The organism is Burkholderia sp. BCC0097 (assembly GCF_902832985.1).
In the GTDB taxonomy this organism is placed as follows: domain Bacteria; phylum Pseudomonadota; class Gammaproteobacteria; order Burkholderiales; family Burkholderiaceae; genus Burkholderia; species Burkholderia orbicola.
The window spans coordinates 109675-134890 of sequence record NZ_CADFDM010000011.1 but is presented as its reverse complement, the minus strand read 5'-3'; the positions used below and the strand labels follow the sequence as shown (position 1 = coordinate 134890).

General features: G+C 63.1%; 36 protein-coding genes. 8 read left to right on the top strand and 28 right to left on the bottom strand.

The genetic code is table 11. The annotated features are described in order from the left end of the window. Positions 1 to 132: 132 nt before the first annotated feature. Entirely contained in the window at positions 133 to 597 is a 465-nt protein-coding gene (locus HWX07_RS31175) for a hypothetical protein (protein WP_034174150.1), read from the top strand. Between the two features lie 94 nt (positions 598 to 691). Here HWX07_RS31175 and HWX07_RS31170 read toward each other — a convergent pair whose 3' ends face one another. Then, positions 692 to 1207: a GNAT family N-acetyltransferase gene (locus HWX07_RS31170; RefSeq protein ID WP_175878922.1), complete on the bottom strand. Its 516-nt coding sequence runs from the start codon at positions 1205 to 1207 to the stop codon at positions 692 to 694. A 1140-nt stretch (positions 1208 to 2347) separates the two neighbouring features. On the opposite strand from HWX07_RS31170, the gene HWX07_RS31165 reads away from it, so the two are divergent. Beyond that, positions 2348 to 2512 (top strand): hypothetical protein, encoded by a 165-nt coding sequence (locus HWX07_RS31165; RefSeq protein WP_175878804.1) that lies wholly within the window; start codon positions 2348 to 2350, stop codon positions 2510 to 2512. Between the two features lie 37 nt (positions 2513 to 2549). After that, positions 2550 to 3065 (top strand): hypothetical protein, encoded by a 516-nt coding sequence (locus tag HWX07_RS37275; protein WP_347879194.1) that lies wholly within the window; start codon positions 2550 to 2552, stop codon positions 3063 to 3065. Between the two features lie 52 nt (positions 3066 to 3117). Here the strand turns inward: HWX07_RS37275 and HWX07_RS31155 are convergent, their stop codons facing one another. Further along, the gene (locus HWX07_RS31155; protein WP_175878921.1) at positions 3118 to 3843 is read right to left on the bottom strand and encodes an SOS response-associated peptidase family protein; all 726 of its coding nucleotides are present in this window, start codon (positions 3841 to 3843) and stop codon (positions 3118 to 3120) included. 52 nt (positions 3844 to 3895) lie between these two features. Here HWX07_RS31155 and HWX07_RS31150 point away from each other — a divergent pair, with 52 nt between their 5' ends. From HWX07_RS31150 to HWX07_RS31140, 3 genes are all read left to right on the top strand, one after another. Beyond that, positions 3896 to 4387, top strand: a complete 492-nt coding sequence (locus HWX07_RS31150) for a hypothetical protein (protein WP_175878920.1) — start codon at positions 3896 to 3898, stop codon at positions 4385 to 4387. A gap of 83 nt (positions 4388 to 4470) precedes the next feature. After that, positions 4471 to 4884 carry a hypothetical protein gene (locus HWX07_RS31145; protein WP_175878919.1) on the top strand — a complete coding sequence of 138 codons (414 nt, stop codon included), beginning with the start codon at positions 4471 to 4473 and terminating at the stop codon, positions 4882 to 4884. A gap of 24 nt (positions 4885 to 4908) precedes the next feature. Then, complete coding sequence (locus tag HWX07_RS31140; protein ID WP_175878918.1) at positions 4909 to 5949, top strand: hypothetical protein; 1041 nt, start codon at positions 4909 to 4911, stop codon at positions 5947 to 5949. 264 nt (positions 5950 to 6213) lie between these two features. Here HWX07_RS31140 and HWX07_RS31135 read toward each other — a convergent pair whose 3' ends face one another. Genes HWX07_RS31135 through HWX07_RS31120 form a run of 4 tightly spaced genes read right to left on the bottom strand, consistent with a single transcriptional unit; the run spans position 6214 to position 7925 of the window. Next, positions 6214 to 6711: a DUF2514 family protein gene (locus HWX07_RS31135; protein ID WP_175878917.1), complete on the bottom strand. Its 498-nt coding sequence runs from the start codon at positions 6709 to 6711 to the stop codon at positions 6214 to 6216. Next, positions 6708 to 7256: a hypothetical protein gene (locus HWX07_RS31130; RefSeq protein ID WP_175878916.1), complete on the bottom strand. Its 549-nt coding sequence runs from the start codon at positions 7254 to 7256 to the stop codon at positions 6708 to 6710. The genes HWX07_RS31135 and HWX07_RS31130 overlap by 4 nt, the downstream gene beginning before the upstream one ends. Beyond that, positions 7253 to 7750, bottom strand: coding sequence for a lysozyme (locus HWX07_RS31125; RefSeq protein WP_175878915.1), 498 nt, complete (start codon positions 7748 to 7750; stop codon positions 7253 to 7255). The genes HWX07_RS31130 and HWX07_RS31125 overlap by 4 nt, the downstream gene beginning before the upstream one ends. After that, positions 7743 to 7925, bottom strand: coding sequence for a hypothetical protein (locus HWX07_RS31120; RefSeq protein ID WP_175878914.1), 183 nt, complete (start codon positions 7923 to 7925; stop codon positions 7743 to 7745). The genes HWX07_RS31125 and HWX07_RS31120 overlap by 8 nt, the downstream gene beginning before the upstream one ends. Positions 7926 to 8187: 262 nt before the next feature. Here HWX07_RS31120 and HWX07_RS31115 point away from each other — a divergent pair, with 262 nt between their 5' ends. Beyond that, a complete protein-coding gene (locus HWX07_RS31115; protein WP_175878913.1) occupies positions 8188 to 8496 on the top strand; it encodes a hypothetical protein in 309 nt (102 codons plus the stop codon). Positions 8497 to 8573: 77 nt separating this feature from the next. On the opposite strand, the gene HWX07_RS31110 is transcribed toward HWX07_RS31115, so the two are convergent. The 6 genes from HWX07_RS31110 to HWX07_RS31085 are packed head-to-tail and all read right to left on the bottom strand — an operon-like array spanning position 8574 to position 13584. Beyond that, positions 8574 to 8774, bottom strand: a complete 201-nt coding sequence (locus HWX07_RS31110; protein WP_175878912.1) for a hypothetical protein — start codon at positions 8772 to 8774, stop codon at positions 8574 to 8576. After that, positions 8774 to 10573, bottom strand: coding sequence for a hypothetical protein (locus HWX07_RS31105; RefSeq protein WP_175878911.1), 1800 nt, complete (start codon positions 10571 to 10573; stop codon positions 8774 to 8776). The genes HWX07_RS31110 and HWX07_RS31105 overlap by 1 nt, the downstream gene beginning before the upstream one ends. Positions 10574 to 10633: 60 nt before the next feature. Further along, positions 10634 to 11296 (bottom strand): DUF2612 domain-containing protein, encoded by a 663-nt coding sequence (locus HWX07_RS31100; RefSeq protein WP_175878910.1) that lies wholly within the window; start codon positions 11294 to 11296, stop codon positions 10634 to 10636. Next, positions 11296 to 12477: a baseplate J/gp47 family protein gene (locus tag HWX07_RS31095; RefSeq protein ID WP_175878909.1), complete on the bottom strand. Its 1182-nt coding sequence runs from the start codon at positions 12475 to 12477 to the stop codon at positions 11296 to 11298. Before HWX07_RS31095 ends, HWX07_RS31100 begins: the two co-directional genes overlap by 1 nt. Continuing rightward, complete coding sequence (locus HWX07_RS31090) at positions 12474 to 12827, bottom strand: hypothetical protein (RefSeq protein WP_175878908.1); 354 nt, start codon at positions 12825 to 12827, stop codon at positions 12474 to 12476. Before HWX07_RS31090 ends, HWX07_RS31095 begins: the two co-directional genes overlap by 4 nt. Before the next feature lie 7 nt (positions 12828 to 12834). After that, a complete protein-coding gene (locus tag HWX07_RS31085; RefSeq protein WP_175878907.1) occupies positions 12835 to 13584 on the bottom strand; it encodes a Gp138 family membrane-puncturing spike protein in 750 nt (249 codons plus the stop codon). Between the two features lie 3 nt (positions 13585 to 13587). On the opposite strand from HWX07_RS31085, the gene HWX07_RS31080 reads away from it, so the two are divergent. Further along, positions 13588 to 13965 carry a hypothetical protein gene (locus tag HWX07_RS31080; protein ID WP_175878906.1) on the top strand — a complete coding sequence of 126 codons (378 nt, stop codon included), beginning with the start codon at positions 13588 to 13590 and terminating at the stop codon, positions 13963 to 13965. Here HWX07_RS31080 and HWX07_RS31075 read toward each other — a convergent pair. The 16 genes from HWX07_RS31075 to HWX07_RS31000 all read right to left on the bottom strand — a co-directional run bounded on the left by HWX07_RS31075 (position 13962) and on the right by HWX07_RS31000 (position 25213). Then, entirely contained in the window at positions 13962 to 14930 is a 969-nt protein-coding gene (locus HWX07_RS31075; RefSeq protein WP_175878905.1) for a hypothetical protein, read from the bottom strand. The genes HWX07_RS31080 and HWX07_RS31075 overlap by 4 nt on opposite strands. Then, positions 14927 to 15244, bottom strand: coding sequence for a hypothetical protein (locus HWX07_RS31070; RefSeq protein WP_175878904.1), 318 nt, complete (start codon positions 15242 to 15244; stop codon positions 14927 to 14929). Before HWX07_RS31070 ends, HWX07_RS31075 begins: the two co-directional genes overlap by 4 nt. Beyond that, the gene (locus HWX07_RS31065) at positions 15244 to 15819 is read right to left on the bottom strand and encodes a phage baseplate protein (protein ID WP_175878903.1); all 576 of its coding nucleotides are present in this window, start codon (positions 15817 to 15819) and stop codon (positions 15244 to 15246) included. The genes HWX07_RS31070 and HWX07_RS31065 overlap by 1 nt, the downstream gene beginning before the upstream one ends. After that, complete coding sequence (locus HWX07_RS31060) at positions 15816 to 17945, bottom strand: mannosyl-glycoprotein endo-beta-N-acetylglucosamidase (protein WP_175878902.1); 2130 nt, start codon at positions 17943 to 17945, stop codon at positions 15816 to 15818. Before HWX07_RS31060 ends, HWX07_RS31065 begins: the two co-directional genes overlap by 4 nt. Next, positions 17938 to 18081 (bottom strand): hypothetical protein, encoded by a 144-nt coding sequence (locus HWX07_RS31055; protein WP_009917279.1) that lies wholly within the window; start codon positions 18079 to 18081, stop codon positions 17938 to 17940. Before HWX07_RS31055 ends, HWX07_RS31060 begins: the two co-directional genes overlap by 8 nt. Positions 18082 to 18128: 47 nt before the next feature. Beyond that, the gene (locus HWX07_RS31050; protein ID WP_175878901.1) at positions 18129 to 18701 is read right to left on the bottom strand and encodes a phage tail assembly chaperone; all 573 of its coding nucleotides are present in this window, start codon (positions 18699 to 18701) and stop codon (positions 18129 to 18131) included. Positions 18702 to 18703: 2 nt separating this feature from the next. Beyond that, positions 18704 to 19144 carry a phage protein gene (locus HWX07_RS31045; protein ID WP_125333141.1) on the bottom strand — a complete coding sequence of 147 codons (441 nt, stop codon included), beginning with the start codon at positions 19142 to 19144 and terminating at the stop codon, positions 18704 to 18706. Positions 19145 to 19159: 15 nt separating this feature from the next. Continuing rightward, positions 19160 to 20635, bottom strand: a complete 1476-nt coding sequence (locus HWX07_RS31040; protein ID WP_175878900.1) for a DUF3383 domain-containing protein — start codon at positions 20633 to 20635, stop codon at positions 19160 to 19162. A gap of 9 nt (positions 20636 to 20644) precedes the next feature. Next, the gene (locus HWX07_RS31035) at positions 20645 to 21235 is read right to left on the bottom strand and encodes a hypothetical protein (RefSeq protein WP_175878899.1); all 591 of its coding nucleotides are present in this window, start codon (positions 21233 to 21235) and stop codon (positions 20645 to 20647) included. Between the two features lie 4 nt (positions 21236 to 21239). After that, positions 21240 to 21611 carry a hypothetical protein gene (locus HWX07_RS31030; protein ID WP_175878898.1) on the bottom strand — a complete coding sequence of 124 codons (372 nt, stop codon included), beginning with the start codon at positions 21609 to 21611 and terminating at the stop codon, positions 21240 to 21242. Between the two features lie 87 nt (positions 21612 to 21698). Continuing rightward, on the bottom strand, positions 21699 to 22076 hold the full coding sequence (locus HWX07_RS31025) for a phage protein NinX family protein (RefSeq protein WP_175878897.1): 378 nt from the start codon (positions 22074 to 22076) through the stop codon (positions 21699 to 21701). A 46-nt stretch (positions 22077 to 22122) separates the two neighbouring features. Further along, positions 22123 to 22602 carry a hypothetical protein gene (locus HWX07_RS31020; protein ID WP_175878896.1) on the bottom strand — a complete coding sequence of 160 codons (480 nt, stop codon included), beginning with the start codon at positions 22600 to 22602 and terminating at the stop codon, positions 22123 to 22125. 28 nt (positions 22603 to 22630) lie between these two features. Then, positions 22631 to 23014 (bottom strand): DUF4054 domain-containing protein, encoded by a 384-nt coding sequence (locus HWX07_RS31015; RefSeq protein WP_009927900.1) that lies wholly within the window; start codon positions 23012 to 23014, stop codon positions 22631 to 22633. Positions 23015 to 23076: 62 nt separating this feature from the next. Beyond that, positions 23077 to 23544, bottom strand: a complete 468-nt coding sequence (locus tag HWX07_RS31010; protein ID WP_175878895.1) for a hypothetical protein — start codon at positions 23542 to 23544, stop codon at positions 23077 to 23079. A 1-nt stretch (position 23545) separates the two neighbouring features. Next, positions 23546 to 24637 (bottom strand): DUF2184 domain-containing protein, encoded by a 1092-nt coding sequence (locus HWX07_RS31005; protein ID WP_175878894.1) that lies wholly within the window; start codon positions 24635 to 24637, stop codon positions 23546 to 23548. Between the two features lie 69 nt (positions 24638 to 24706). Beyond that, positions 24707 to 25213: a hypothetical protein gene (locus tag HWX07_RS31000; protein WP_175878893.1), complete on the bottom strand. Its 507-nt coding sequence runs from the start codon at positions 25211 to 25213 to the stop codon at positions 24707 to 24709. Positions 25214 to 25216 lie beyond the last annotated feature (3 nt).

Below are 25216 nucleotides of genomic sequence, written 5' to 3'. Positions count from 1 at the left end.
CGCCTTCGTTCTTTTCGCCGGTTGAGCCGTCAGCCGCTCCGTTTTCCTGTTTCCTGTATCGACCTGCTCCGCAGCCGTCATCACGCTGCTAAACTCGAATCACAAAGACCGCTTGCGCCACCAGAGGAAATCATGACGCTCGCTCACGCACGACAAAGCGGCGTAGATGTCTGGATCGTCCAGCTTCCCGGGCACGCGCCCTATGCCTACACGCACCTCAAGCGGGTATTCGCGTCCGACGACTCTCGACATCGGGTCGTGACGATCGACCTGAAGAAACTGCTCGCCTGCGCCGACCGCGACACCACCGATTATGTGCTGCCGTCGGTTCAGTACTGGGCGCCGGGAAAGGCCGCGGGCATTCGCGAATTCCTCGATCCGAACCGGGAGCGAATTCCGGACATGCCGTTCATCACGTTTCGCGAGACGAGAACGCGAACGTTGCTCGGCATTCCCGGCCTGTCGAAAATCGGCGTTGCATCGTTCCGTAACGGCCAGCATCGCGCGCGCTATCTCGCGCATGCCGGTGCGACGATCTTGCCCGTCGAAATCCACGAGACCGAGGCCGATTTGCTTGTGCGGTATTGCGGCGAGTGACGGCAAAGTCCGGAGGGCTTTCACCTGATGCTTCCATCGCGGCCAGGCGCAGCCGAACTCGCTTGCCGCCGCTCGCGTCGATACCGGCGAGCGTTCAAGCCTGGATCGCGTAAATCCGGTCGGTGACTTCCGTCCGGCCGATGCGGCTGGTTTCGACACCGGCCAATTGCCAGCCGTTGTGTTCGTAGAACCCGATCGCACGCACGTTGCCCTCCAGCACCTGCAGATGGACCTTGTCCACGCCGATCGACCGGGCCCACGCGCGAACGGCTTCGATCATGCGCTTGCCCGTGCCGCCGCCGTGATGCGACGGATGGACGTGCAGGCAGTCGAGCAACACACCAAGCGCCGGATCGACGGGGCGCTCGGCGCTGACGAAGCCGACCGGCTCGCCATTCGACTCGGCAATCAGCACGAGGCCCCACTCGTTCGCGTTTCTATCGAAGTATTTGCGCCACCGGACCGCGTGTTCCGTCGGCACCTCGTCGGACAGATAGCTGGCCGGAAGGATGTGGCTATAGGCGGTTTGCCAGCTCAGCGTGTGCAGACGAGCGATGTGGTTCGCGTCGTGCGGCGTGGCCGGGCGCAGTGTGGTCCGGGTGTCCGGCATCGGTTGCAACTCCTTCCTCGGGTTCTCTTGATCGACGTGTGTCATCGCAAAATATACCGTGCTTCGCGAGATGCATTTCGCAGGGGCTCGTTGCCGGGAGGTCGGTCCGCGGGCAAAAAAAATCCCGACACCTTCTCCGGTCTTCGGGATCGAACGGCCCTGCAAAGCATGAGGGCACGAGGAAGGTTACACATTACACGCATGTAAGACTGTTGCGCTTTGTCGGTTTGCGCCAAACGCCTGTTCGATTCCGCCAATCAGTCGATTATGAACGGGCGTAAACGAAAAAAGCCTGCCCGCGTTTTGCGCGAGCAGGCAAAGACAACGGATCAGCATTCGAGGCACGAGGGCTGTCCAGGAAAGATAACGGCACGGCGCGGGGGAACCTTAGGCGGGAAAGGGAGCTTCGCAGGCAAACGGGTACGAACGTTGTCGGCGCAACGACAGGGAAACGCGATGCGAAGCAAGTCGGGCCTGCTCGGCGTCTGCATCATCAACATTCGCACATCGCTATGGCATTCGATTCTGGTGTGCATATAGCGCTTCCACATTCGGCTGATATTGCTGCCGAGCAGTGCTACGCAATCGTTCTTTTGAAACGCGGTACCGCAATGGCATCGCGGTTGATTCGTTGAATACAGGGATATCACTTCATCAAAGACGCCGTGACCAAAACACACCGTGGTTGTGTCCGAACGCCAGAAAGCAAAAAGCCCGGTTCATTGAACCGGGCTTTTTGCTTGAATTTGTTGGGGTGGCTGATGGGACTCGAACCCACGACGACAGGAATCACAATCTTAGTGGTCAAGCCTTATCCGACAAGGGTTTGAGCCGATCCAGTGGAATTCTTGGGTCAAATCGACCGTTGATTCGTCTTCGTTTTTCCGGGCTCGTTCCACAAAATTTCCGCCCCTTCCGTCCTTCGTGCTGACATGCACGGCCCGCCGGCCAGCGTGCGCACAGCGTACCGCCATTCGGTGATGGCCGCAATTCGAGGCATGCGCGTAGGTCATGGCTAACGGGTCCGAAACTGTCGCGATTCTCGCCTTGACTTTAGCACCATCGGTGCTAATATTCGTCTCAGAGGTAGCGCACCGCGCCGCCCGACATCCCGAAAGGACGACGGAAATGGAAAAAACCTTGGATACGCTCAAGACTGAAGCCGAGATCGGCAAGCTGATGGCTGAGACCATGAAGCTGAACGCCGAAGCGGCGAAGATGATCCGCGAAACGCGCTGGTACCCGGTGATCTGGGCGACGGCGTTCGCAGGTGCCGTCATCGGCCTCGCGAAGTTCCTCCACTAAATCCAAGGGCCGCCGAAAGGCGGCTTTGTTATGCACCATGGAATACACCCCTCCCAAGGCAACGGACCTTCAGCGCCTGAAGGACGAGCTCGGCCGAACCGGTGAGCAGATGGCCGAGCTGTTCGGCGTGGCCGGCGGCCAACAATGGCGGAAGTACACGGGCGGCGGCGCGCCGCGCGAGCTGAGCCCGCACATCCTGTTCTTCGGCGCGGCGCGGCTCGTACTGCCCGACGACCAACTCGCGCTGGTACTGAATAAGATGCGTGAGATCGGCGCGAAGATCGATATAAAGCCGTTGGAAGAGCCTCGAGGCGCTGAGATTCAGCAGGTCAACTGGGTTCCGGTCACCGATGCTCTGCCGACCCTGGAAGACGACGACCCGAACGGGGTGCCGGTCTGGGTACTACGCCGCAACGGCGGCGAGACGGCTGCGTACTTCGTGCCCACCGTCAACCGCCCCGAGTTTCCCGGTCCTCGGTTCGTCAGGCACTTCGATGCCTTCGGTATCTCGGAAGTGCTCGACGTGACCCATTGGAGTCCGCGAGACGAGTGACATGAAAAAAGCCCGGTCCTCCGGGCTTTTTTGCAATCGCGCCTCACAAAAGCTAGTCCGCCGTCGGTTTCGGTGCGACGGCCTCGGCGACCATCTCGTCGGCCGGATAGAGCTGCAGCATCGCGCGCGCGGCCTCGACGTTCGACGTCGTCAGCCACTCCTCCCAGTCGTCCGGCCGCAGGATCACGACTGACCGCTTCTCTTCCCCCGGCTTGTGCATGCGCGACATCAGCGGGTGGCCGTCGGCGTTGACGGTGATCATCGACATCACATGGTGCTCGGCGCCGTCCTGGTTCGTCAGCGTGCGCCAGATGCCGGCGACGCACATCGTCGGCCGGTCCACCACACCGATCCGCTGCCACACGCACGGCCCTAGCAGCCAGTCGCCGTTCGCTTCCTGGCGCGCATACGGATACGATGGCTCGACCACGGATCGCGCCGGGATCAGGCAACGCCGGCCGCCGCGCCAGGTTGGTCCGTACAGCGGCGACTTTCCGAGGTTGTCATCGCGCACATTCATCGTGGCGCGCATGTGCGGAGGCTTGCGCCCCGCCGCCTCCGCCTTCTCGGCATTGGCCTTCTGCAGTGCGCGCGGCCAGAAGCCGAAGCCAGCGATCATCGGCTTGAACTGGCCGTCAACGTAGCCGACGATCGGCGCATCGTAGTCGGGGTAGATCTCGGGCTTCCACGGCGTCCAGCGGTATAGATCGCGGAAGTTGTCGATTTTGAGCTCGCTCAGGCCCGGGTCCTCGCCCGGCGCGACGTAGTTCGTGCACATCGCCGTCCCCAATTTTCGATCTTGACGGCCCTATCTTACCTCGGGATACACTGTGTTTTTATACAGTATTTCTGCCGTGATCAAACCACAGTGGGCCTACATCTGGGAGTACGGATTCCAGGGCGAGACGACGCGCCTGAGGACCCCGATCGAGCTCACGAAACGTGAATTTGAGTTCTGGATCGACAAGGACCCGCGGTCGGTGTTCCTCGGTACATCCGCACCGATCGAGGCGACCAGGATCGATCGCAACCGCGTCCCGCTGACGGATCCGCGGTTCAAGCTGCGGCCTGCGGTGCCCGAATTCGATGCCCCGAGCGACGCCGAGCTGCGCGCCCTGTGGCGCGAGTACACCGACCTCCAGGTGCGGTGGTTGATCCTCGAAATCCGTGCGCTGAGGAAGTCGCTCGAGCGCATCGAGGATTGGTACCTCTACACCGACAAGAACGTCGCGAACAAAGGCGACCTTGCCGGCGCGCAGGGCCAGTTGCATCGGCTGATGCATCTGCTGCGCGCGGAGATGCGGCGGGCCGGGATGCGGTAGTGCGGGGCTTTACGGGGCTCGTACGATCGCGCGATAGCGACGCACATGTGGCATTCTGAACGTTCGTCGCACTGGAGGCCGACATGCGCACAATTGCGGAAGAATTCAGCGATTCCGATGATGACTGGTTCGGCTTCGCCTCGGCGCAAGACCGGAAGGACGGCCACTCGCTGCGAGCGTACCTGCTGCGTTACGCGGACCGCATCCCGGAACACCATGTCGTCGTGAACGTCGAGCTCGTACTACGCTCGGAGTATCCGCCTCGCGGCATTCGTCCGCCGTACCTCAGCGTCGTCCACTTCGATCCGGGGCACTCGACCGACTTGCCGGCCACGTGGAAGCGCAAGATCGAGGATCAAGACTTCGATTCCAAGATCACGTACGTCGAATGCGGATACGACATTTTCGACTCGTTCAGCGACGTCACGATGGATCTGACGGCGCGCGGGTTCTACATCGAACCGATCAACCAGATCTTACGCGGGCATGATTCATAAATTAATTCACCGAGGAGTCCGAAAATGTCGATTTTTATTCGAAGAATAATACTCTCTATTTTCATGTTAGGCTTTACCTTATCCTCCGGAGCCCAAACATTCAGCCCACGCCCAGGACCAGTGAACAGCGGCGCAAACCGATATAATTATGCGCCGGCTATCATTTACGACTCCTCCGATTCAAAATGGAAGGCGTGGTGGTGTGGATTGAATATTTCCACCGGAGCCGGCGATGGTATCTGGTATGCGGAAAGTTGGGATTCGATTAACTGGTATGCTGACTTATCCAATCTTTCCGCCGGAACTTCAACCATGGTATTTGCCGGATCAGGGGGATCGAATTGGGATTCGAGCCACACCTGCGACCCACACGTCCTACGTAATGTTTCAGTCGCAGGCGCTGTCAGGAACTACGTACTGTTCTATACCGGAGCAAACAACCTCGGCGACAATGGCGGTCAAATCGGGGTGGCTTTTTCATCTGATGGACGGAACTGGACGCGTTACGGGCCGCTCACTTTGGGATGCGAGACAGCGAGCGAACTTGGATGCCAGCATTTCAGCGTCGTTCATACTCTTCCGAACAACCCAGACCCTGCTGGCGGGAGGTTCGTAGCAGTCTTTACTCAGATAAAGTCCCCGGATACTGGTGTATATCGTGTCGAATCATGGGACGGGATAAATTGGACGGCGAAGACCAAGCTCTGTTTTGACGCCTCTTTCGGAGGCTGCAATGCCGCCCCGGGCGTTGACATTGCATATGACCGCACAAATAATCGATACATTTTCGCATTTGATGCGTCGGTTAACGGACCAGAGACTGAATATCTGTATTCCGCTCCCGCCACATGGTATGGAACAATCGGGGGGGACCCGCAGACCGCGATTGCATCATTTGTTTACACTGGTCTGAGCCCGAATGGGTCTGGCTTTGGCCCTCCCGGGATATTTAAAACAGATTATGGTTACTTGACACAGGTATTCGATCACATCTATACAATGTTTAGCGACCGAGACCCCCACCAAGGGTGGACACAACTTGTTCAGGTGCAATGGCAGCCATAAATTAGGCCGAAGCACGGCGCGATACGGCACGGACTCCTTGCGATGCATGGCATGCTTACATCTAAAAGTCCGCTGAGGGTCAGTAGGGACAATGTCAGAGCCATGGTTCGCGCCCCATCGTCATTTAGGCTGGGCCCCGTCGTCCCAACACAGGGCCATGGCCAATTCGCCGGCTAGACAGTAGAAAGGCGGCCGAGAGGCGTGTTGCTGCACCCTCCTCGGTCGCCCTGTTTATTTCGAAACCGCTCGACCTCGATTGCCGCGTCAGTGCGGCAAAATGGTTTGCGCGTCGCCGCTCAATGCGTCGTAGTCGCGCTCGCACTGCTGGCCGGCGATGCGGGCACGATCAGCGTACTCTGCCAGCTCGCCCGCTCGCTGGTCAGCCCGGCCGAGCACGTCGGCAAGCAGATCGAGGGCGTCGCCGGTTGCCGGGCTTCCGGAGGTAGCGGCGGGATGCCGGGCGGCGGCGATGAGCTGGTCGACACGCTGCTGCAGGCTGCCAGCGGCAGCACGAGCAGCAAAAGCATCCGCGAGCGCGGCAGTTCGTTGTTGGTTCGCATCTTTCGCAATCTCCGATTGGGCCGCGGTGCGGCGTTGTTCCTCGGCGCGCGCGGCATCCACCGCCTTTGCTTGAGCCATCGCGGCGTCAGCCTTCATGCCCGCAATCTCGCGCGCACTGATCAGGTGCTCACCGTAGACGCCGGCTGCGAAGCCGAGCAGCACGGCGAGCACATACGGCCAAACCAGCCTCAGAAGTGTCATTTCCGTTCCTTCGCATGCAGCTGCTTCAGCTCATCCGGCGAGTAGACGAAGCCCGGCAGCAGGAACGCCTGCACGCTCCAGACCGGGTCGCTTTCCTCATGCCGGCCGTGGTCCTTGCCCCGGTGATGAAGCGCACACAGCAGCAGTTGGTTGTACGTCGAGTCGACGAATGCCTCCGGCCGGGCCGGGTCGAACGCCTCCCAGTCGAAGCCCTGCGTCAGGCGGATCACGTCCCAGACCGGGTGCTGGAGCGGGATCGGCACGATGCGCCGCAGCTTGTGGCTAAACATCGTGTCGCACTTGTTGATCGCGACCTCGCGGATCCACTTCCAGTCGATCGCATGCGAGAACGCCCACTCGAAGAATCGGTGATGCGACTCGACGGCCTGGTCGTCGCCGCACACCGCGCAGACGTAGCCGCCGGCTGCCTTCATCTCGCGCTTGCTCGCGCGGAACGTCGGCGACTCGGTACGCGGCTCGTGATCGGGATAGAAAACGTCCTCGGCGAGCGTGCGCCGCGTTTCGTGGGTTTTGGTGGTCGTCATAGGCCGCGCTCGCAGATGGCACGCTCTTCCGCGCGACGTTTCACCAGACCGGGCAGCACGCGGCCGCCGGCCGTCACCCACTGCGGCCGGCCGTTGTCCGCCTCGTTTAGCGCGCGGCAAGCGCCCTTCCATTCGCCGGCGTTGAACCGCTTCGCCGTCGTGCTGCCGCAGTACGCGCCCGCGCCGACGTTGTAGGCAAAGCTCACCGCGGCCGCGAGCTGGTACGTGTGCCCCTTCAGGACCGGCGTGCACTTCAGCACCGGCTCGGCATGCTCGATCAGCCGTTGCTCGAGGCGCGCGCGGCACTCGTCGGGCGTGAAGCGCTGGCCGGCGCGCACGTCCTTCGTGTCACCGTTGCAGGCCGTGATGATCCCGATGGGGTCGGGCCGCGCGACGAGCTCGAGCCCCTCGAACTTCGGGACCATGGAAAAAAGAAGGGCTGCCGCAGCAGCCCCCACAACACCCGCGAGTGTCTTCTTCGGTACGTTAGCCATCGAGCAATGCCCTCTTCCCTTTGTTCTTGACCAGGTAGTACGCCTGCAGCCCGATGTACGCGATCGTCGCGACGGCTACCCACCAGTTGATGTCGTGGCCGGTCAGCCACAGCCAGAAATTGCTTCCGACAGCCGGCGCCACCTTGACGGCGCTCGTCGCGAGATCACTCTTCATCGGTTCCCCGAAAACGAAAAAGCCGCTTGGTGCGGCGATGAATAATTCTTGACGAATAGACCCATTGGGTTTAAACAAGTCAACATAGGTAGCGCATACAGTGCCGCCCGAGATCCGAGTGGAAACAGCCTGATGACGAGCCTCAGCAACCGAGTCGCTTTCATGTCTCGTGTCCGAGGCACATAATGCTAGAGACGTGCAAGCCTAGTTTCAGAAACCGTAAATTTAACCGCAACTCATACCAACAACTGAGAGTCAAATAATGGCAATTCCTCCTCTAAAAAAAATGATTGATGACCTCGGCACAGTTACCCTTGTTCGGCACGCAAATGACATATATGAAGCTAAATGCGGCGGAAAGACAGAGCTAGGCGGAAATCCGGAAGGGGCTCTTTTCCATCTATGGGATAGGAATCGTCAAAAGGTCGACAAACCATTGACCTCAGATGTACTGACCGACACCGATATTCACAATGACCAGTACATCGAACCGGTACCAGTACGGGGACCGATTTACCTGGCCGGCGCGGGAGTAGAGGTCGGGGAGATTCCTGACGCCGGGCAGTCTTGATACATCCGGATTTCTCGCGAATCAACTGATGCTCTTATGGGCGCGCCCAAAGAGCATCGTTACCCTCTGCAGAAAAACTACTTTTTAGCAATGAATTTCTTGCCATCAAATAGCCAACCAACCATTGGACTCGGGTCGATATCCGTGATATCGACACATGCCGACAGATACTCAGGAGAATATTGCATCTCCAACGGGATCTCCTCGTTTTGATCGTCCACCATGGGTTGGAAAATTTCCCACACGACGCCTTCATAGATATATGCGTACATTTTCATTATGCATACTCCATCACAATAACAATTCCCGGCGCCCCGTTCCCACCTGCAACTGCTGATGCGCTCGGAATCGATGCTCCACCCGCCCCGCCAGCACCGTAACCAGTACCGGGATTACCAGCGCTATTTGCGCTATTAGGGCCTCCGGCGCCCATGGCGCCCGCTGCACCCTGCCCCGAAATCGCAACCGAGCCAAGAATTAGAGCAATGACACCGGGCTGCCCTTGCGTGCCCAATAAAATGCCGCTCCCACTGGGTGCGGCTCCAGGCGAGCCCTGGCCGGGGACGTTCAGGGTTGTTGAACTGGTCGATTGCTGTTGAATTTGGCCGCCACCACCGCCCGGGCACGTCAACAGCGAACCAAAGCTGGTCGTTCCACCGGGGTTACCAGCGCCAGCGCTTACCCCGGTTCCCCCGGCCCCGATCGTTACAGCTACGCCCGAAAATCCAGAGGTATAGCGCGCCTCAGCATAACTACCGGAGGCTCCGCCTGATCCGGCTGAAATCTGCGATGAACTGTTTGCCGCTGCGCCACCACCGGCGCCCCCACCGCCGATCGCCCGCACCACTACCGAATTCGTGCCGGCCGTTGGCGTATAGGTCCCAGATGCCGTGATAACCCGAATATTGAGAAGGCGCCCCACCGCCTGCCCCAACTGCATCGCATGTTGGCTCTGCGTAGCAGGAGCGACAACAAGGGGGTTGAACTGGATAGCGGCGGTACCACCGATCGCAATCCATTGACCTGGCCCATTGGTGGTCGCTATCAGAAGCGAATCTCCGGGATTCAGAACTACGTTCGTGCTTCCACCGGTATTGAGAATGGTGTCGGTGCCGGCGCGAGACACCGTTACCGCCGCCGACCCGCTATTGATGAAATAGAGCATGCCGCTAGTCGGCATTGCGGTAGCGGCAGGAAGCGTGAACGTCGCCGCGGACGAACCCCAGAAATCGATAAGTGAACCAGCTTGCGCCGCAATGAGCGTCTGCGAATTCTGGTACGCATAGAAGTTCTGGAAGTTACCGAGCGCGCGCTGCACGAACGCCGTCGTCGCGAGCTTTGTGCCGTTATCGAACTGCGGCGCCGTTGTACCAGAGATTTTCGAACTGAAGATGATCGCCTCGTTGGACACGATCCACGAGCCGCCCGTCACATCCCATTCGTTTCCGCCCCGATTCGTGAGCTCTACCGTGTCGTTAATACCGAGCGTGAGCGTCGTATTTGACGAGCCCATCCCCGCGCCCGGAGCGTAGATGAAGCCACCGCCTGTGGTTACGATGTTGTAGACAGAGCCAGCTGCACCCTGGGCGTAGAACCGAATCGTTCCCCCGGGATTTACGCCGGATCCAGAAGGAAGCGTTATCGTGCTCGACGGCCCGCTAATTTGAATCGCTGTACCGAACGAAGACGAATTCAGCGTTACGGCTCCCCCTTGAACAAGCGTCACATTCGAAAAACTGCCGAGTGCACGCTGAACGAAAGCAGTCGTCGCAAGTTTCAGGCTGTTGTCGAACTGCGGGGCCGTAATCCCTGCTGCGTTGATCGCGGTCTGCAGATTCGCCAGAAGCGTCCCGATCGTGCCGTCGTCGACCGCGTTCTGACCGGAAAAGTTCGCAGTGAACTGCGCGAGCACTGCGGCCATGATCGAGCTCTGACGCCACACCTTGTTGAGCTGCGCCGACAGCGCGGTGCCGGACTGAAATCCCGACAGACGGGCCGCGAGCGCCGCGTACGTCGCCTGGTCGATAACGTTCGGGGAGCTGCCTCCGCCGAACACGAGAAAATCGTTCGTTGCCATCAATGCTCCGAGCATAAAAAAAGCCACCCGAAGGTGGCTTGAAGACAATCCGATTGGCGGTTAGACGGGCCTGCTCCAGGCTCCGACGTCGAACCCGGCCACGAGCTGATTGCTCATGTCGAATCCAAACAGGGGCGACCCATCGACGGTCGTGACGATCGTGTAGTTAACCCGAACACCCTCGGGTTTCAGGGGGATGTATCCGCCGGAAAGCAGTGCGAGGAACGTCGCCGGCGGCACCGTTCCGGCTATGCCGATCGTCATCGACATGTCTTGGTGGTCCTCGATGAACACGTGCGTGTCCGCATCAAAGATGCTGTTGAGGATCGCAGCGCTCTGCTCGAGCGTCCCGTCCCAGTGGTTCGCGCCGATCTTCGCGCGGATGACCAGTCGGTATGTGTCGTCGTCGAGCACCGTGAGACCCGTATCTGGGTCGAACGGCCCCTTCCAAGTGCCTTGGTCGAAGCCAAGGCCCGCGATATCGAACGAGAAATAGACGCCCGTCAGTGGCGTACGAATCTTCCGCGACACACCGACCCACAAACCGACCGTATCGAGCTGGTCACCAACGGCGACGTCCAGATCGAACTTGCCGGGCATGCTCTCGATCAGGTTCATCTGGTCGACGAGAGGCTGCACAAGCGCGCTGACCGTCGCCATGAACCGCGGCTTGTCGCGGTGCTCCGACGTGATCAGCCCGGTGTATTCGGTAAGGTCAGCCATCAGGTCACCACCAGCGTCACGTTCGCAGGCGCGCACGACGCCGCCTCGTTGAACAGCAGCGCGACATCCGGCGTGCCGGCGCCACGCGGCCCAGTGAGCGTCAGCCCAGACAGCTTGAACGTCACCCCACCGCCGACGCTGTTCGCCGCGGTCAGGGCGTCACCCCATTCGACGCTGCCGGACAGGCCGCCGCCGATCTGCACGCCGTTGATGTAGTCCGACACGGCCTGCTGAATCTGCTGGCCCGTCTGGCTGGTGTAGCCGGTGAGCGCTTTGATCGTTACGGTGGCCGCAGTCGGAGCGGACGCCGGCCGGAAGAAATTGATCGTGATCGGCCGGCCGTAGATGTCCGCGACGACGATCGACGTCGTGCCGAACGTGCCAGCGCCCGGCGTCTTCTTCGCCGCGATGGCGTTCGCGATCGCTGTCGCGTCCCCACCCTCGACGACGAGCGAAATCGAGTGCGACGGAATACCGTTGGCGTCGGTCGCGCTCGTGTCGTTTTCGTAGGCGACATACCGGGTGACGCCCGGAACGTTCGCGACAGCGCCGATGATGCCGTCGAGTACCGTGAGCGATGGCAGTGCAGTCGATACCGTCTGCCGTTGACGCAGCACTGCGTCGGATTCGACTGGCGCACCCTCGGCCGCATCGGCCGGGTTCGTCACCGACTGCCAGCCAAGCGCCGGCGTCGCGATCTGGTTGATCGTGCCTGCGCGCGCTGAGATGTCGCCGATCGTCGCGCATGTGGCCGTGACCGTGACCGAGCCGCTCGGCGGAATCGTCACCGTTGCCGGCAGCATCCACTGCACGCCGTTGGCGTCCTTCGCCGCGCCATTCGTGATCGTCTTGCCGGCCTGGCCGATCAGCACCAGGTCGGCGCTCGAATACGACGCGACCTTCCGCGCAATGCCGTTGATCTTGACGTTGCTCGACAGCGCGTCGCCCTGTGCCGTGGCGGGGCTGAACGACCTGTAGATTGCGATAGCAACCGAGTTGACGTCGCTGATCGCCCTCGCGAACACGCCAAGCAATTGGCCGTCCTGGCTGTCCGGCTCCAGGTATGTGTCGGCGCCGTAGATCGAGCGGTACTGATCCTGCAGGAACGCCAGCACGTCAGCGTACGTCGGCGCGCTGATGCCGTTCGCGTCGATAGTGGGTGCAAGGGTCGTGATAGTCACAGTGTCGCCTGTACCGTGGTGGTGCCGTAGATGGTGTTGATCGTCGCGGTGACGGTCAGCACGCGCGTCTCAGGATCGGCCGTGCTCGAGTAGCTCGTCAGCTCGGTCACGCCCTGCGTGCCGAGAATGCATGTGCGGATTGCCGCGTCGTACTTTCCGTTCGTGTACTTGCCGAGCACGTCGGTCGCCCACGGCATGCCGGCCGTCTTGTCGAGGAACCATTCGCCGCGCAACAAGCGCAGGCGCGTCAGCACGGCCTGAGCGACCGTCTCGGGCGTGTTGACGAGGAAGTCGGCCGCGCCGCCGCCGAAGACGTAGTCGCCGTCAGCGTCGAGTTTTCGGTATCGCATGAGAATCTCAGTTGACCGGGCCGGTGTTGCCGCCCTGCGGGTCGGAGTGCGTGTGCGTGTCGTCGACGCGCTTGCCGTTCGCGAAGACCTGCCCGATGTACTGAATCACGCCGTTGAACACGGCCGCAGCACCGCTTGCTGCGCTGCCGACCATGCCGCCGACGAACGTCAGCATCCCTGTGATGGTCACGGCCGCCGAGAACGTCGATAGCGGCGCGACGACATCGAAGCCGCCCGGAGCCACGATCTTCACCTTCTGCAGCGTCGGGTTCAGGTCGATGTACGTCGCGCCGTCGTCGCTGCGCAGCTGCGTCGAGGTGCCGCTGACGCCGACGAGCGCGCGCGGACGCGATCGAAAGCCGAGCAGCACGAACCCGTCCGACAGATCGTGCATGCGCAGCTCGGCCTGTTCCTGCACGCCACCCGACTGCCACCAGGCGTCGATGCAGCGCGAGGCGAACACGACAAGGCACTCATCGCCCGGCGCCACGGGGAACGTCAACGTACAATTTCCGCCAGCAGGGAACTGGACCGGGCAGTCGACCAGCAGCGGCAGCGCGACGCTCTGGACCGTGCCATCGATGCCGCGCACCTGCGCCTTGATCGCCGGCTGCACGCTGCACGTCGGCGGCCGGTCGGCGGCGCTTTCGAACGACTGGATGATGCCGGGCAATGCTGTCCAGATGCCCGCGCGCACGCCGTCGAACGCTTCACGCAGGGCGACCTCCGGGTCGCCTACCCTTTCACGTCGATCCATGGAATGAAGATGAAAAAACTGCTGTTGACAGCCGCGCTGCTCGCGCCGCTCGCCGCCGTCGCCGATGACGCCTACGTCTACCCGTTCGCCGGCATGAAAGTCGGCGCGACCGTCGAGAACGAATTCCCGACGATCCTGTACACGACGAAGAAGTGCGAACTGCCGCTCGCGAACGCGAAGAACATGCGGCGCTACGAGTCCTACCGCGGTGTGTGGGACATCGGTTGCTGGGGCGCGTCGATCGACGGCGACGCCGTGATCGTCGTGCCGCAGATGCCCACAAAGTCGATGCCGCTCAATGTGCTCGCGCGCGCCGACGTGAAGCGCAACGGCGAAAGCACGACGATGACCATCAGGGCCCTGCCAACCTACGGCCGCTAGCCGAACCGCTTGATCACGTCTGCAGACGGCACCGCTGCCTTGTCCTTGAACGAGTCGGGCAGCACGGTGACGTCGGCCGCGAGACAGATCACGCTCGTGTACCACTCTTCGCCGCGCGTATCGCCGCTCACCTCCGCGAGCATCACGTAGTAGAAGCCATCGTCCTGCAGCTTCGCCTGCATCTCGATCCGCTCGTTCTCGGCCTGCTGGCCGACATTCAGGCTGTACTCGTATTGCTGGATGCTCGCGTTGTCCAGCCAGATCAGCCTGCCGATCTTTACGCTCGGGTTCAGTAGCATCTTCACCTCGATGCCGTTCGCCGTCTGCTGCGGCAGGCCGACCATGCCAGTCGCGGAAGTGATCACAGGGATTTCGCCTGGCATGTACGCCGTCTCCGGCACCAGCACAACCTTCCCATCCTGGATGCTCCAGACCGTCTGCGTGGTCTTCGCGATTCCTCGCAGGAAATCGCGTGCCATCCCGAACATCACCTTCCCACGCGGCAGCGGGTTCGACGTCACCTTCGGCATGTAGCCGAGCGACACGCCATACGGGCCCATGGCCGCCGTCGCGACGGACACGTGGTCGCTCGCCACCGAGCCGGCCGCGAGCGTCGTGTTGACCACGGCGAAGTTGTACGCCGAGTCTCCGTCCGCCGCGGTGATGTCGAGGAACGTGTCGGTCTGGCTCTCGCGCCCGCGCCGCACCTGCTTGATCTGGCCGTCGAAGATGATCCCGTAGTTGCCCTCGTAGCCGGCCTGCAACACAACGCGCGTGAATTCCTTCTGCGCGCGCCGCGCCGTCGTCGAGGACACGTTGTAGACGCGGATTCGCGCCGAATTCGGCGTCTGCAGGTCGCCCCGCTGGACGCGGAACACGATTCTCAGCTCGGACAGGTCGAGCGCTTCCCCGGTGTCGAAGCCGATGATCAACGATACCTTCCGGCCGAATTGCTGAACGCTCATTGATCCGTTACCCAGAAAACGTGCGACCCGATGCCGAGATCCTCGTACGTCGGAACGTCGTCCGGATCAGCCGCTCCCTGCACCCACACCCGCCCTTGGAACCCGAGATGCTTGTACTGACCGAGCAGGTCGATACCGGTCACCAGCGGGATGCCCGATACCAGCGGGTTGTCCGAAGCGTCCGCGACGTCGAGCACCCACCCCGCGCCGCCGGCCTTGCGGTACTGGACGGTCAGGCGATAGTCGGTTCCGCTCAGCGTCACGGTGAAGCGCTCCGGGCGCGGCGAAAAAGGAATCTCGAAGAAACTCGGCATCACATACTCCCCGGCGGTACCGCGCCGCCTGGCGCCGGCGTCGCCGGCACGGCGGCCTTCGTACCGCCGTTGCCGGTCTCGGCCGTCGATGCCGGATCGGCCTGGTCCTCGCGCGGCGGCAGCTTCGTCACCTGCGTCGACACGATGCGGATCTGCTTTAGCGTCGCCGTCAGGATCAGCGCGCTCGACGTCTTCTCGTCAGTGGTGAGCCGCAGGCCCTGAAGCAGCATGTTCTGGTAGGTCCTGCGGCTAGTCGTGACGTCGAATGGCGTGCGCGCCTGCTGCAGCGCGAGGAGCTGCGAATAGATCGCATTGACGTACTGCGCAGACGGCAGGCCGCCGCCGTCGAACGTCGCCTCTGCCGCGCCGAGCAGTGCCTCGTAGTCGGCGTTGCTCCAGCCGCACCGCATCGAGAGATCCGGTTGCCGCTTGAAAGCGTGATCGGTGATCTGCGCCCCCTGCTCAACCGGATGCTCGGTGATCGTGAGCTCGTCGTTGTACACCTCTTCGATCGCGACCTGCACCGTGATGCTGCCGATCTTCTTCGGCGAGATCATGATCATGTCGAGGATCATGCGATCACCCCCTGCAGGTTGCGCACCATATCGGCGTTCACCGCGCGCTGCTCGCGCTCGACCGCACGGCCGGCCGCCGAGGCATCGGCCGTACCCATCACGTGGATCTGCGTGGACTGGTGCAGTTCGACCTTCGCCGGGGCGCCGCGCGCCGCCGGTTGCGCGACTAGCGCGGCCGGCGGCTGGTAAGTCGCGCGAGTGTTCCGCAGCGCGGCCGCCATCTCAGAGGCCGTGATGCTCGCACGGTTGTTGCCCGTGCCGGCGTAGTAGCTGCGACCGGTATCCGGGTCTGCGACGCTCGCCCACTCGCGCGACGCCGCGCGCAGAGCGCCGCGCAGGTCGTCGCTACGACCTTCGACGTAGTCGGCGATCGCGCGGCGCTTGTTGCGCACGAGGTACTGCTCGAAGATCCGATCCTGCAGCTTCCGGTCGAACATCTCGGACCCGTTGAGCTTCAACCCGCGCGCGGCCTCGGCCAGTGTGCTGCCGATGATCTGGTATCGGCCCGCCGCGTTAAACTGTCCGGCGCGCTGCGCCGCCATCACCTGCGCCAGCGTCATGCCTTCGAGGTTCTCGGTACCGGCACGGTAACCGCCGCGCGCACCGCGATTCACGCTGTTGTAGTCGCCTTCGCCGCGCGAAATCAGCTTGCCGAACGCCGTGTTCGCGAGCTGACCAAGACCGGCGGCGAGACCGCCGTCGTCCCGAGCGGCAACGCGCTCGATCCGCGGCGACGGCATCGGTACCAGAACAGGTTGCGGCGCCGGATTCTGCGTGTTGGAGGACTGCGGCGTCGGTGCCGGCGGATTTTCGTCATACCGCGCCGGGGTGGGCTCGGGCGCAGCCGTTGAGGGCGGAACGGGATGCCGCGATGGTTCGGCGCGCTCAGGCGTCAGCTTCGCGCCGCCTCCATCCTTCACGCTGTCGATTTCGGCCTGTGTGTACCCACCGGTCGAGTCGAGGCCGCGCCGATCCTTGAGCGTGAGAATGTCCCACAACGAGCGAAAGCGGCCGCCCGACAGTTTCGTGATCAGACCGTCGATCTGGTCGCGCACGCCGTCGCCAATTTTCCAACCGAGGAACGCAGCACCGACCGCCGCCGCGCTCGACGCGAGGGCTGCCAGCTCGACGCCCATCGCAGAAAGCAGACCGGTTGCGCCGCTGGCCGCCGCGCCGCCCGCGCGGAGCGCTCCCACAATTTTCCAGATGCCTCCGGCGATCTTGAATACGCCCAGCGCGTTCAGCGCCACGCCGAGCAGCATAATCTTCGTCGACCAGCCGTCAGTGCCCCGATCGAGCTCGACGAACTTGTCCGCAAGCCACGCCAGCGGCGGCCCCATCGCTGCGGCCGCCTTCACGACCGCGTTGGCGATGTCCGTGATCCGGTTCGCGATCTCGTCGCCGTGCTCGTCCATCCAACGCTGGAACCGTTCGAGCTGCGGCCCGATTTTCTGCAGCATCGCGCCCTCGACGCGGATGCCGAGATTCTCGAACGACGTGCCGAGCCCGCGCAACTGCGTCATGAAGCGGTGCGAGTCGTCGGCCGCCTTGTCCAGGCCGGTCGACTTCGACATCTCGCGGTACTGCACGAGGAGCTTCTCGAAGTCCCCGTTGCGCATCGCGAGCATCAGGTTCTCGTCGATGCCGAGGATGTTGCCGTACTGGCTCGCGAGCCACGTCGGCTTGTTCGCGAGCGACTTCCCGAGGTCGGACATGATGTCGACCGTGTCGCGCAGCTCGCCGTTTGCGTTCCGCGTCTGCAAGCCGAGCGTCGCGAGATAGCCTTCGCCCGCCGGGTTGTTGCGCAGGAAGCGCGCAAGGTTCTCGATCGTGCCGGTGGCCGCTTCGGCCGAGACGCCCATGTTGCGCGCAGCGAACTCGAAGCCGCGCAGGTTGGTCGCCGACGCGCCGGTGCGCTGGGACACGAAGTACAGGCGCTCGAGCTTCGACGCGAATGCGGCAACGCCCGCGCTCACCGTGAGCGCCGCGCCGGACACCGTCGCGATCAACTGCTTGACGCCCTTGGTCGTGCCTTCGACGCCTTCCTTGAAGTTCTTCAGGCCCTTCTCGTCGACCTTGAAGCCGAGCGCGACCAGGAACTCGCGGATGACGACCGAATCAGCCATTTTCTCTTTCCATCTTGCGGCGGTACGCCGCTTCGTTGTCCGCCCGGACGGCGAGTGAATCGTTCATGAGCGCGACGTCGGCCAGGCCGAGCGTTCCGTCGAGAAGCGACTCGTACCGGCACATCTGCGCGTGCACGGGCGCGAGCAGCCAATCCTCTCCGCCGGGCAGCGTGCGGATCCAGCCTACGTCGCCGCCGGGCTGCTCGCTTGGCTGGTAAGCAGCCCGCTGATAAAAGGGCCGAGGTTCGCCACCACGACGCGCACAACCAGCGGCAACATCACGTCGATGCCGATGTCGTCGAACATCGACGTCTTGTGTGCGATGTTCCAGACCTTCGCCCAGCCGGCGCCCTGCCAGCGCTCGACAACGGACAGGCACGTGCCGAAGACATATTCGGCATCCTCGTCCTTCAGGCCGGCCAGCGCGTCGGCGAACGGCTGCAGCACCGGTGCGATCGCGTCGACCATCGACAGCAGATCCCGCGAACGGTCGGCCGTGGATGCCGGCGCCGCGGCGGCCGGCGCTTCCGCTCCCTCCTCGCCCTCGGCACCTGCGGCCAATGCCGCGAGCGCGGCGTTCGCGCGCGCCTGCTCGCGGGCCAGGTCGGCCTGCTCCAGCTCGGCATAGAACTTCATCAGCACCGGGATCATCGGCGGGATGATCGGCGCGATGCGCCGCGACACGTGGAACTGCTGCATCGCGCTCAGCTTGCCGATCACGTACCGCGAGCCGTTCAGTTGAACTTCGGTCGTCATGCTCAGTACGTCCCGAGGATGTTGTCGATCTTGATCGAGTCGAATACCCATTCGACGATGTCGCCGTCCTTCGCGTACTTCAGGTCCGGCGCCTTCTTGAACGCGCAGCTGCGCGCGGTCAGCACGTCGCCGGCAGCCGTCTGCCGAACCTCGATCAGGTTCTTGCCCCACAGGCGGCTGTCGAGCGACTGCGCGTCGTAGAGCGCCATCAGCTTCGCGTTGATCGGCGCGGTCTTCAGGTAGCGCAGCGTGACCTGCCCGGACTTGTCGGCATGCAGGCTGTGCATGCCTTCGCCGTCCGAGCCGATCGTCATCGTGTTCTTGTCGCCCGCGCGCACGATCGTGATGCCTTCTTCCGCAGTCGCTTCGCCGTAGCCGAGCGAGAACGCGCCGCCCGGGCCGACGATCGTCGACGCGACGTCCTGAAAGCTGTAAGTCGTCATGTTGAGATGCCCCTGTTAGCGGTTGACGTTGACGAGGATGTCGACGCTGTGGATCGCGCCGGCTTCCTTCGCCGCGACCTGGAACGTGACCGACTTGCGCGCCTCGCGATCGGCCTGCGACTGTGTCGCGATCGGCGGCGCATAGACGTAGTAGCCCTGTGCCAGCGTGTCGCCCTGGTTCAGCGCGCCGAAGCCAGCCGAGTTCCATACGCCGGGCGCCAGATACCCGTTGTTCACCGCCGCCTCGCAGGCAGCGGAGATCGTGGCCGCGATCTGCGCGTTACCACCGTCGGTCTGCGGAATCTTCGTCGGGCTCTGGTACAGCAGGTTGTAGACGTCCCTCTCGATGCGGTTGCGGAACCAGATCGCGTTGTAGACCGAGTCGGCGAACAGGCCGCTCGGCGTCACGCCGTACTGGATGATCGACGTGTCGTTGCTGTAGTTGACGAAGACGTTGCAGTTCTTCGCCTGCAGCGTGTTCGCTTGGGTGCTGGTCAGCTGCTCCGCGGCCACGCTCGGCTCCTGCTTGAACATGAGCGTGATCGTCGTGTTGTTGCCGTTGAAGTTCACCGTCAGCAGCCGGCCAAGCAGCGACGACACTGCGTACGGCGACGAGCTGGAGTACTGCACGATGGAGTACTTCAGGTTGAGCGCCTTCAGCTTGCTCGCGATGTCGGTCGACACGGTCGAGTCGAGCACCTGCGGATTCTGCGTCGTGATGCCGTAGATATGGCGCTGATCGGCTTCGATGAGCGCCGCGACGGCAAGATGTTGCGCATCCGTGATCGACGCGTCAGCGAAGTCGAGGCCAAGGAACTGATTCGCAAAGCGGTCGAGGAACACCGCAGCAGCATCGACCGGCTGTTCCGGTGCAATGCCGGCCGCAGGCGTACCTGCGAGGCTGCTGGTCAGGGCCAGCATGGACGAGACGTCCGTGCCACTGCCCGGTGCAGTCGCATACCCGACGGTCGAACTGGTACCGGACGTGCTCGACGTCACCACGAACTGCGAGCCATTCCATGCGATCGTCGCGCCGGTCAGCTTCGCGTTGATCACCGTCGCGACCCCGTTCAGGTTCGTTTGCGCCGAGAAATCGAGCGCGGTGACCGTCTTCGCGGTGCCGTCGATCGCGATATTGAAGGCGCCCGCCGTGATCGCCTTCCAGGCGGTCATGTCCTGCTGCGCCGTCGACAGCACGCCGCCACGAAGCGATCCGGAGGTGGCGGTCTTCGCCCAACGACCGATCATCAGCTGCTGCGGCTGCGGCACCTGGTTGAAATACAGCGCGGCCGCGAAGTACTCCGGCGTGTTCGTGCCGAAGTCGGCCGTCACCTCATCGATGCCGCCGTACGAGCGGGCACGCTCGTTGGTGTCGATGATGGCGGACGGGCCGAGAATCAGCCCCGTGTTCATGTTCGCGCCCTGCGCCGCCAGCGCGGCGAGGTTGATCGTCACGTTGATCAGGCGCGATACCGGCAATCCGTTGGACATGCTGGTCCCCTACGAGTGGATGTTCGAAATGCCGGCCACCGGCGTCGACGAGTCGGTCGTCGTCGCCACGGTGGCCGATTTGAGGTTGAGGACCGCGTAGGTCCGGGTGATCTTGCGGCGCAGTGTCACGGTCATGTCGTAGCGCCGCACCCACTGCTGGTTGACCAGGTCGGGCGCCGCCCGAATAGGGCCGACTCCTACGAACGCCATGTCCTGTAGCTGGAGCTGCTCGCGGTTCTGCGGGATCGCGAGCCCGTCGGCGAGCCGTTGTGCGTAACCCTTCGCACGCGGCCCGTAGAACGTGCAGAGGACATCGACGTCCTGATGCCGGATGTACGTGTCGTGCCCCTCTCCGGTACCGTCGTGCTGGATCGCTGGCCCGGCGTCAGGCTCCTGCTCCTGTACGCCGAACGCGCACCAGTCGACGGACGGCTCAGGCTGCTTCGGCACGGTCGGCTGCCAGCGCGGCCGCACGAGGTCCGGCGGCAGCGCCGTGGTGCCCGCGATCAGGTCGTGGACCAGATCGTCGAGGGCGTCGTCCTCGGCCGGCGGCGCATCGACGGCTGGCGCCAGGTATCCGCCGGTCGAGCTGTCGTTCATGGGGTCATCCCGAGAGAGGCTTCAGGTCGCACGTCGCGCAGACGAAGCCGCGGCCAAAGTGCGAGTAGTCGTTCACGTTGACGACGGTGTATGTGCGGCCGGCCCACACGACTTCGTCGGCGTCGTAACCCGCGCTCCCGTCGATCAGCCGGAACATCGTGTGCAGGGTGATCGAGCCGATGATTCGGCTCCCGTCTGCATTCCGGTGCAGGATGTCGCCCTTGTCGCTCGTCACGACGGCCGCGAATGACGTCGACGCCGCGGTGTTCTGAGCTCGGCCGTGGCCGTCGACCGTTTGCGTCATGCGATTGCAGATCAGGCCCGTGTCCATGAAATCCGGATCGAGCAGAACGTCGGTTACGTCAAGAAAGGCCATGCGATACCCCAGAAATGCAAAAACCCGCCGAAGCGGGTTTTTTCGATACACAGGGGGATTGCCCGTGCTTACGTTGAACTTGTCAGTTCAAGCTGGCGCGTCTGGAACCTCATTACCAAATTTCGAGGCGACGTAGGCCCGCATGGCAGCGATCAGTTGTGTCGGTCCGTCTGCATCGAAATCTCCATCCAGACCTACCACGGTACCTCGCGCATTGACGTAGGCAGTCCAACCACCGGGGGGGCCCCGGAAGAACATCTGCGCGAATCCAATGTGCGCGCGCTCGATGATCGGGCCGCCCAGCGTCCAACTCTCAGACGGATTGAATTTGAAAATGTCGTCGCGGATGCACGCATCCTCAACGACCTCCGGTGTAAGCCGGACAGAAAGACGTTCGGCTTCGATACCCTCAGCCCTAGCCACCCAGTAATCGAGCAATGCGCCCGTCAGTTTCAAAACCTTCAAGTCCCACCCTCCGTACGAATTCAGCGTGGCCGCCTCTCGCTCAATTCTACTTCTTGCGGACCGCGTATGTGATCGCGTTGCGATACTGACCGCTGTCGACCAGCGTGTTCTCGCGCGTCACGCCGCGGCGCCGGCGGGCGGCCAGCGTTGAATCGGCCAGTTCGGGAGCGATGTTGCTGTTGATCTTCGCACGCACGCCGTTTTGCCCGGCGAGACCGGCCAGCTTCAGCCGGCGCTCGACCTGCTCCAGATCGCCATCGAGAGCCGCTTCGACGCCCTTCTGGAGCTGCGGCTCGAACTGCGGGCGCGCGTCCTGCACGCCGGGCACCAGGTGCGGGCGCGCCGGTATGTTGTTGGCCGGCGAGCCGTTTTCCATGATGTAGCCGATCTCTGCATTGCTGAGCGGCTCGCCCTCGTCCTTCCGGCCGGCAGTGCTGTCGGGCACGCCGACCAGCACTTCCTTTTGCACCAGCCCGCTGATCGACTTCAGCACCTCGTCGAGGCGGTCGATTTTCATGCCGTCCATGGGATTCTCCCGATGGGCGGCGGCAGCATTACAGCTGGATGCCGCCCGAGCCCATCATCTGCGCGAGGCTGAGATAGCGAACGCCGTACATCGTGGCGTTCCAGAAGCCGCCGTCCTTGATGGCGACAGCCGCGGTGTCGTAGCTCGCGCTCACCTTGTCGACGGCCTTCGACGACTGCGGGCCGGTCACCTGCCCGGGCACGCCGCCAACTGCGGCCGTCTTCTGGTCCTTCAGCGCGAGCGCGAGGTGGTGGGCGGTGACCAGCGCGACACCCAGATCAGTCAGCTCGCGCCACCGGTCAGCGTTGACGAGCGAGACCGCGACCGTCATCCAGAACTGGACGAGCGAGTCGGGGTACGTCGTCGTGTCGTTGAACTCGGGGAACGACTGTCGGAACTGGGCGATATCCACGTGTCACCTTGCCAAAATGCGGATGCCGGCGCGCGCCTGAGCGGCGCGGCGCCGGGAGGCCATTATGCCTTCTTCCCGCCGCCGGACTTCTGCGTCGCGCCGTCCGCTGCGCCATCCTTCGCGGCCGCCGCGGCGTCCTTCTGCGCTGCCTCGAAGGCCGCGACCCGCGCCGCGAGATCCTGCTCGCTCGCCGCAACCGCTGCTTCGCGCGTGTCGAGCGCGGCTGCGCGGTCGTCCAGCCCCTTGCCGAACGTATCGAGCTCGGTGCGCAGCTTGTCGAGGCGATCCGACTCGGCCTGGAGATCGGCCTTCGCCGCGGCCAGCGCAGCAGCCTGATCGGAGGTGCCGGCTTGCGGGTCAGCGGCGTCGCCGGATTTCTCCGGCAACGGGCCGGTATGCGCCTTCGCGTACCAGTGCTCGGCGATGAAGTCCTCGACCTCCTGCACACCGGCCTCGACGCGACGGACGACCTCCTCGCCCTCGTGGAGCAACCGGATCGTGAACGCCGTCAGAACGTTGATCTTCGCCATGTCAGATCCCGTCCCGGTAAGCGGCCGTCGTGCCGTAGCGCCATTCGACGCGGCCGATACGCGACCAGTAGGTCGTGATCTGGAACAGCGAGCGATACTCGAGCGGCGTACGCTGCAGGTCCGTCATCGGGAACTGGACGTACTTCTTGTCGCTGTTGTACGCGACCATGCGGTCCACGGTGCCGAGCTGGCCCTGCGTGCCGCCGGCGCCCGCGCCGATCAGCCACTTCAGCTCGAGGATTTCCAGCGGCGTGCCCTGCTGCGTGCAGATGTTGTTCTCGAGCAGGTACGTGAGGATCGACTTGCTGCCCGCCGTGCTGATGAGGCGCGACGCGACGCCGCCGAGCGTGGCCGGCGGCAGCATCAGGCGGTTCGGCTTCACCTTCCAGCCCGATGCTTGCCACGCCGACGTCAGGATTTCGTTGACGTCCTTCAGGATTTCGTCCGGCGTCTTCGTGTTCCACTGCGGCGTGCCGGCCGCGCCGTTCGCGACGTTCGAAACGCTCCCGACGGCGCCGATCGAGTTCACCAGGCCGGTGAAGCTCATCTGCGGATCGCCGTAGTAGACGATCTGGTCGAGGTCCATGTTGCGCTTCATGTTCATCGCCTCGACCTTCTGCGAGTCGATAGGCATGCCGAGCGCTTGCGACTTGATCAGCTCGGGCACCGTGTATTTCACTTCGGCACCCCAGAGCAGCATCGGCTGCGCGGTCTTGCCGATGTCGACGGACGGACCCGCGAGCGCGTTGCCCTCGTTCGAGATCCAGTTCAGCCCGTTCGGGTTGATACCGCCGCTCATCCCGAACGCCGAGTTCGTGAACGACGCGACTTCGTCGGCCGCCGACACGTCGCTGCGGATGTAGATGTCGCGCGACCAGGTGTACTCGACGAGCGGCTCGTTGAGCGTCTGGTCGAGGCGTTCGAGCTGACCGTTGAGGAACGCGCCGGTCGAGTCGATCGTCGCACGATCATAGGTGTACTGCTGGTCCTGCGTGCGCGCGCGGATCAGCCGGCGCGTCGCATCGGCGACGGCCGCCGACATCGGGATCGAGGCCCCGGCCCGGCGCAGGTGCTTCAGTTCGGACATGTCCATGTAATGGCTCCAGAAATGCAAAAGCCCCGCGATTGCGGGGCTTCGGGTGAAGCGCTGTTCAGCGCCGGATCAGATGTTGACGGCGATCTCGACGATGCCGTACGCGTCGGCCGGACCGTTGAAGTACCAGTTCGAGGGCATCGCGACCGTGTTCGTGCCGTCGGCAGCCGCTTCGAAGCCACCGAGCGGCTTGCCGGCGGCAGCCGCCGCGACGCGCACGTACACCGTACCGTTCTTCGTGGCCGGCGCGGTGCCGCCCAGCGCGGCGTTGAAGTAGCCGCGCTTCAGGATGTCGGTCGGGCCGCTCGTCGGCGGAGTCGACGTCCCGAGCGGATCGTTGACGTTGCCCTGGATCGGGTACGCGCGCAGGTTCACGCCGTAGACGAGCGCCGCAGTGTCGGCCGCGTTGTTGATCGGCTGAATCTTGCCGTTCACCATCTTCACCGGCACGCCGAACGCCGTCGGCGGGGCCGCCGGGTCGATCAGCTGCGTCTCGATCGTGGCGACTTCGGCGCGCTGGAGGTCACCGGCAAAGCCTGCCGGCATGCGATATTGATAAGCTTGCAACGAGGGCATGTC

Bases quoted from the DNA above. Each gene is read 5' to 3' on its own strand.
- HWX07_RS31005 (WP_175878894.1), bottom strand. From the start codon at position 24,637: ATGGACATGTCCGAACTGAAGCACCTGCGCCGGGCCGGGGCCTCGATC.
- HWX07_RS31120 (WP_175878914.1), bottom strand. From the start codon at position 7,925: ATGAAGAGTGATCTCGCGACGAGCGCCGTCAAGGTGGCGCCGGCTGTC.
- HWX07_RS31030 (WP_175878898.1), bottom strand. From the start codon at position 21,611: ATGGCCTTTCTTGACGTAACCGACGTTCTGCTCGATCCGGATTTCATG.
- HWX07_RS31115 (WP_175878913.1), top strand. From the start codon at position 8,188: ATGGCAATTCCTCCTCTAAAAAAAATGATTGATGACCTCGGCACAGTT.
- HWX07_RS31065 (WP_175878903.1), bottom strand. From the start codon at position 15,819: ATGATCCTCGACATGATCATGATCTCGCCGAAGAAGATCGGCAGCATC.
- HWX07_RS37275 (WP_347879194.1), top strand. From the start codon at position 2,550: ATGGAATACACCCCTCCCAAGGCAACGGACCTTCAGCGCCTGAAGGAC.
- HWX07_RS31090 (WP_175878908.1), bottom strand. From the start codon at position 12,827: ATGCGATACCGAAAACTCGACGCTGACGGCGACTACGTCTTCGGCGGC.
- HWX07_RS31045 (WP_125333141.1), bottom strand. From the start codon at position 19,144: ATGACGACTTACAGCTTTCAGGACGTCGCGTCGACGATCGTCGGCCCG.
- HWX07_RS31130 (WP_175878916.1), bottom strand. From the start codon at position 7,256: ATGACGACCACCAAAACCCACGAAACGCGGCGCACGCTCGCCGAGGAC.
- HWX07_RS31075 (WP_175878905.1), bottom strand. From the start codon at position 14,930: ATGAGCGTTCAGCAATTCGGCCGGAAGGTATCGTTGATCATCGGCTTC.
- HWX07_RS31010 (WP_175878895.1), bottom strand. From the start codon at position 23,544: ATGGCGAAGATCAACGTTCTGACGGCGTTCACGATCCGGTTGCTCCAC.
- HWX07_RS31035 (WP_175878899.1), bottom strand. From the start codon at position 21,235: ATGAACGACAGCTCGACCGGCGGATACCTGGCGCCAGCCGTCGATGCG.
- HWX07_RS31110 (WP_175878912.1), bottom strand. From the start codon at position 8,774: ATGAAAATGTACGCATATATCTATGAAGGCGTCGTGTGGGAAATTTTC.
- HWX07_RS31100 (WP_175878910.1), bottom strand. From the start codon at position 11,296: ATGGCTGACCTTACCGAATACACCGGGCTGATCACGTCGGAGCACCGC.
- HWX07_RS31085 (WP_175878907.1), bottom strand. From the start codon at position 13,584: ATGGATCGACGTGAAAGGGTAGGCGACCCGGAGGTCGCCCTGCGTGAA.
- HWX07_RS31170 (WP_175878922.1), bottom strand. From the start codon at position 1,207: ATGCCGGACACCCGGACCACACTGCGCCCGGCCACGCCGCACGACGCG.
- HWX07_RS31175 (WP_034174150.1), top strand. From the start codon at position 133: ATGACGCTCGCTCACGCACGACAAAGCGGCGTAGATGTCTGGATCGTC.
- HWX07_RS31140 (WP_175878918.1), top strand. From the start codon at position 4,909: ATGTCGATTTTTATTCGAAGAATAATACTCTCTATTTTCATGTTAGGC.
- HWX07_RS31000 (WP_175878893.1), bottom strand. From the start codon at position 25,213: ATGCCCTCGTTGCAAGCTTATCAATATCGCATGCCGGCAGGCTTTGCC.
- HWX07_RS31135 (WP_175878917.1), bottom strand. From the start codon at position 6,711: ATGACACTTCTGAGGCTGGTTTGGCCGTATGTGCTCGCCGTGCTGCTC.
- HWX07_RS31050 (WP_175878901.1), bottom strand. From the start codon at position 18,701: ATGACGACCGAAGTTCAACTGAACGGCTCGCGGTACGTGATCGGCAAG.
- HWX07_RS31040 (WP_175878900.1), bottom strand. From the start codon at position 20,635: ATGTCCAACGGATTGCCGGTATCGCGCCTGATCAACGTGACGATCAAC.
- HWX07_RS31020 (WP_175878896.1), bottom strand. From the start codon at position 22,602: ATGGACGGCATGAAAATCGACCGCCTCGACGAGGTGCTGAAGTCGATC.
- HWX07_RS31125 (WP_175878915.1), bottom strand. From the start codon at position 7,750: ATGGCTAACGTACCGAAGAAGACACTCGCGGGTGTTGTGGGGGCTGCT.
- HWX07_RS31060 (WP_175878902.1), bottom strand. From the start codon at position 17,945: ATGGCTGATTCGGTCGTCATCCGCGAGTTCCTGGTCGCGCTCGGCTTC.
- HWX07_RS31155 (WP_175878921.1), bottom strand. From the start codon at position 3,843: ATGTGCACGAACTACGTCGCGCCGGGCGAGGACCCGGGCCTGAGCGAG.
- HWX07_RS31070 (WP_175878904.1), bottom strand. From the start codon at position 15,244: ATGCCGAGTTTCTTCGAGATTCCTTTTTCGCCGCGCCCGGAGCGCTTC.
- HWX07_RS31080 (WP_175878906.1), top strand. From the start codon at position 13,588: ATGAAGATGAAAAAACTGCTGTTGACAGCCGCGCTGCTCGCGCCGCTC.
- HWX07_RS31145 (WP_175878919.1), top strand. From the start codon at position 4,471: ATGCGCACAATTGCGGAAGAATTCAGCGATTCCGATGATGACTGGTTC.
- HWX07_RS31105 (WP_175878911.1), bottom strand. From the start codon at position 10,573: ATGGCAACGAACGATTTTCTCGTGTTCGGCGGAGGCAGCTCCCCGAAC.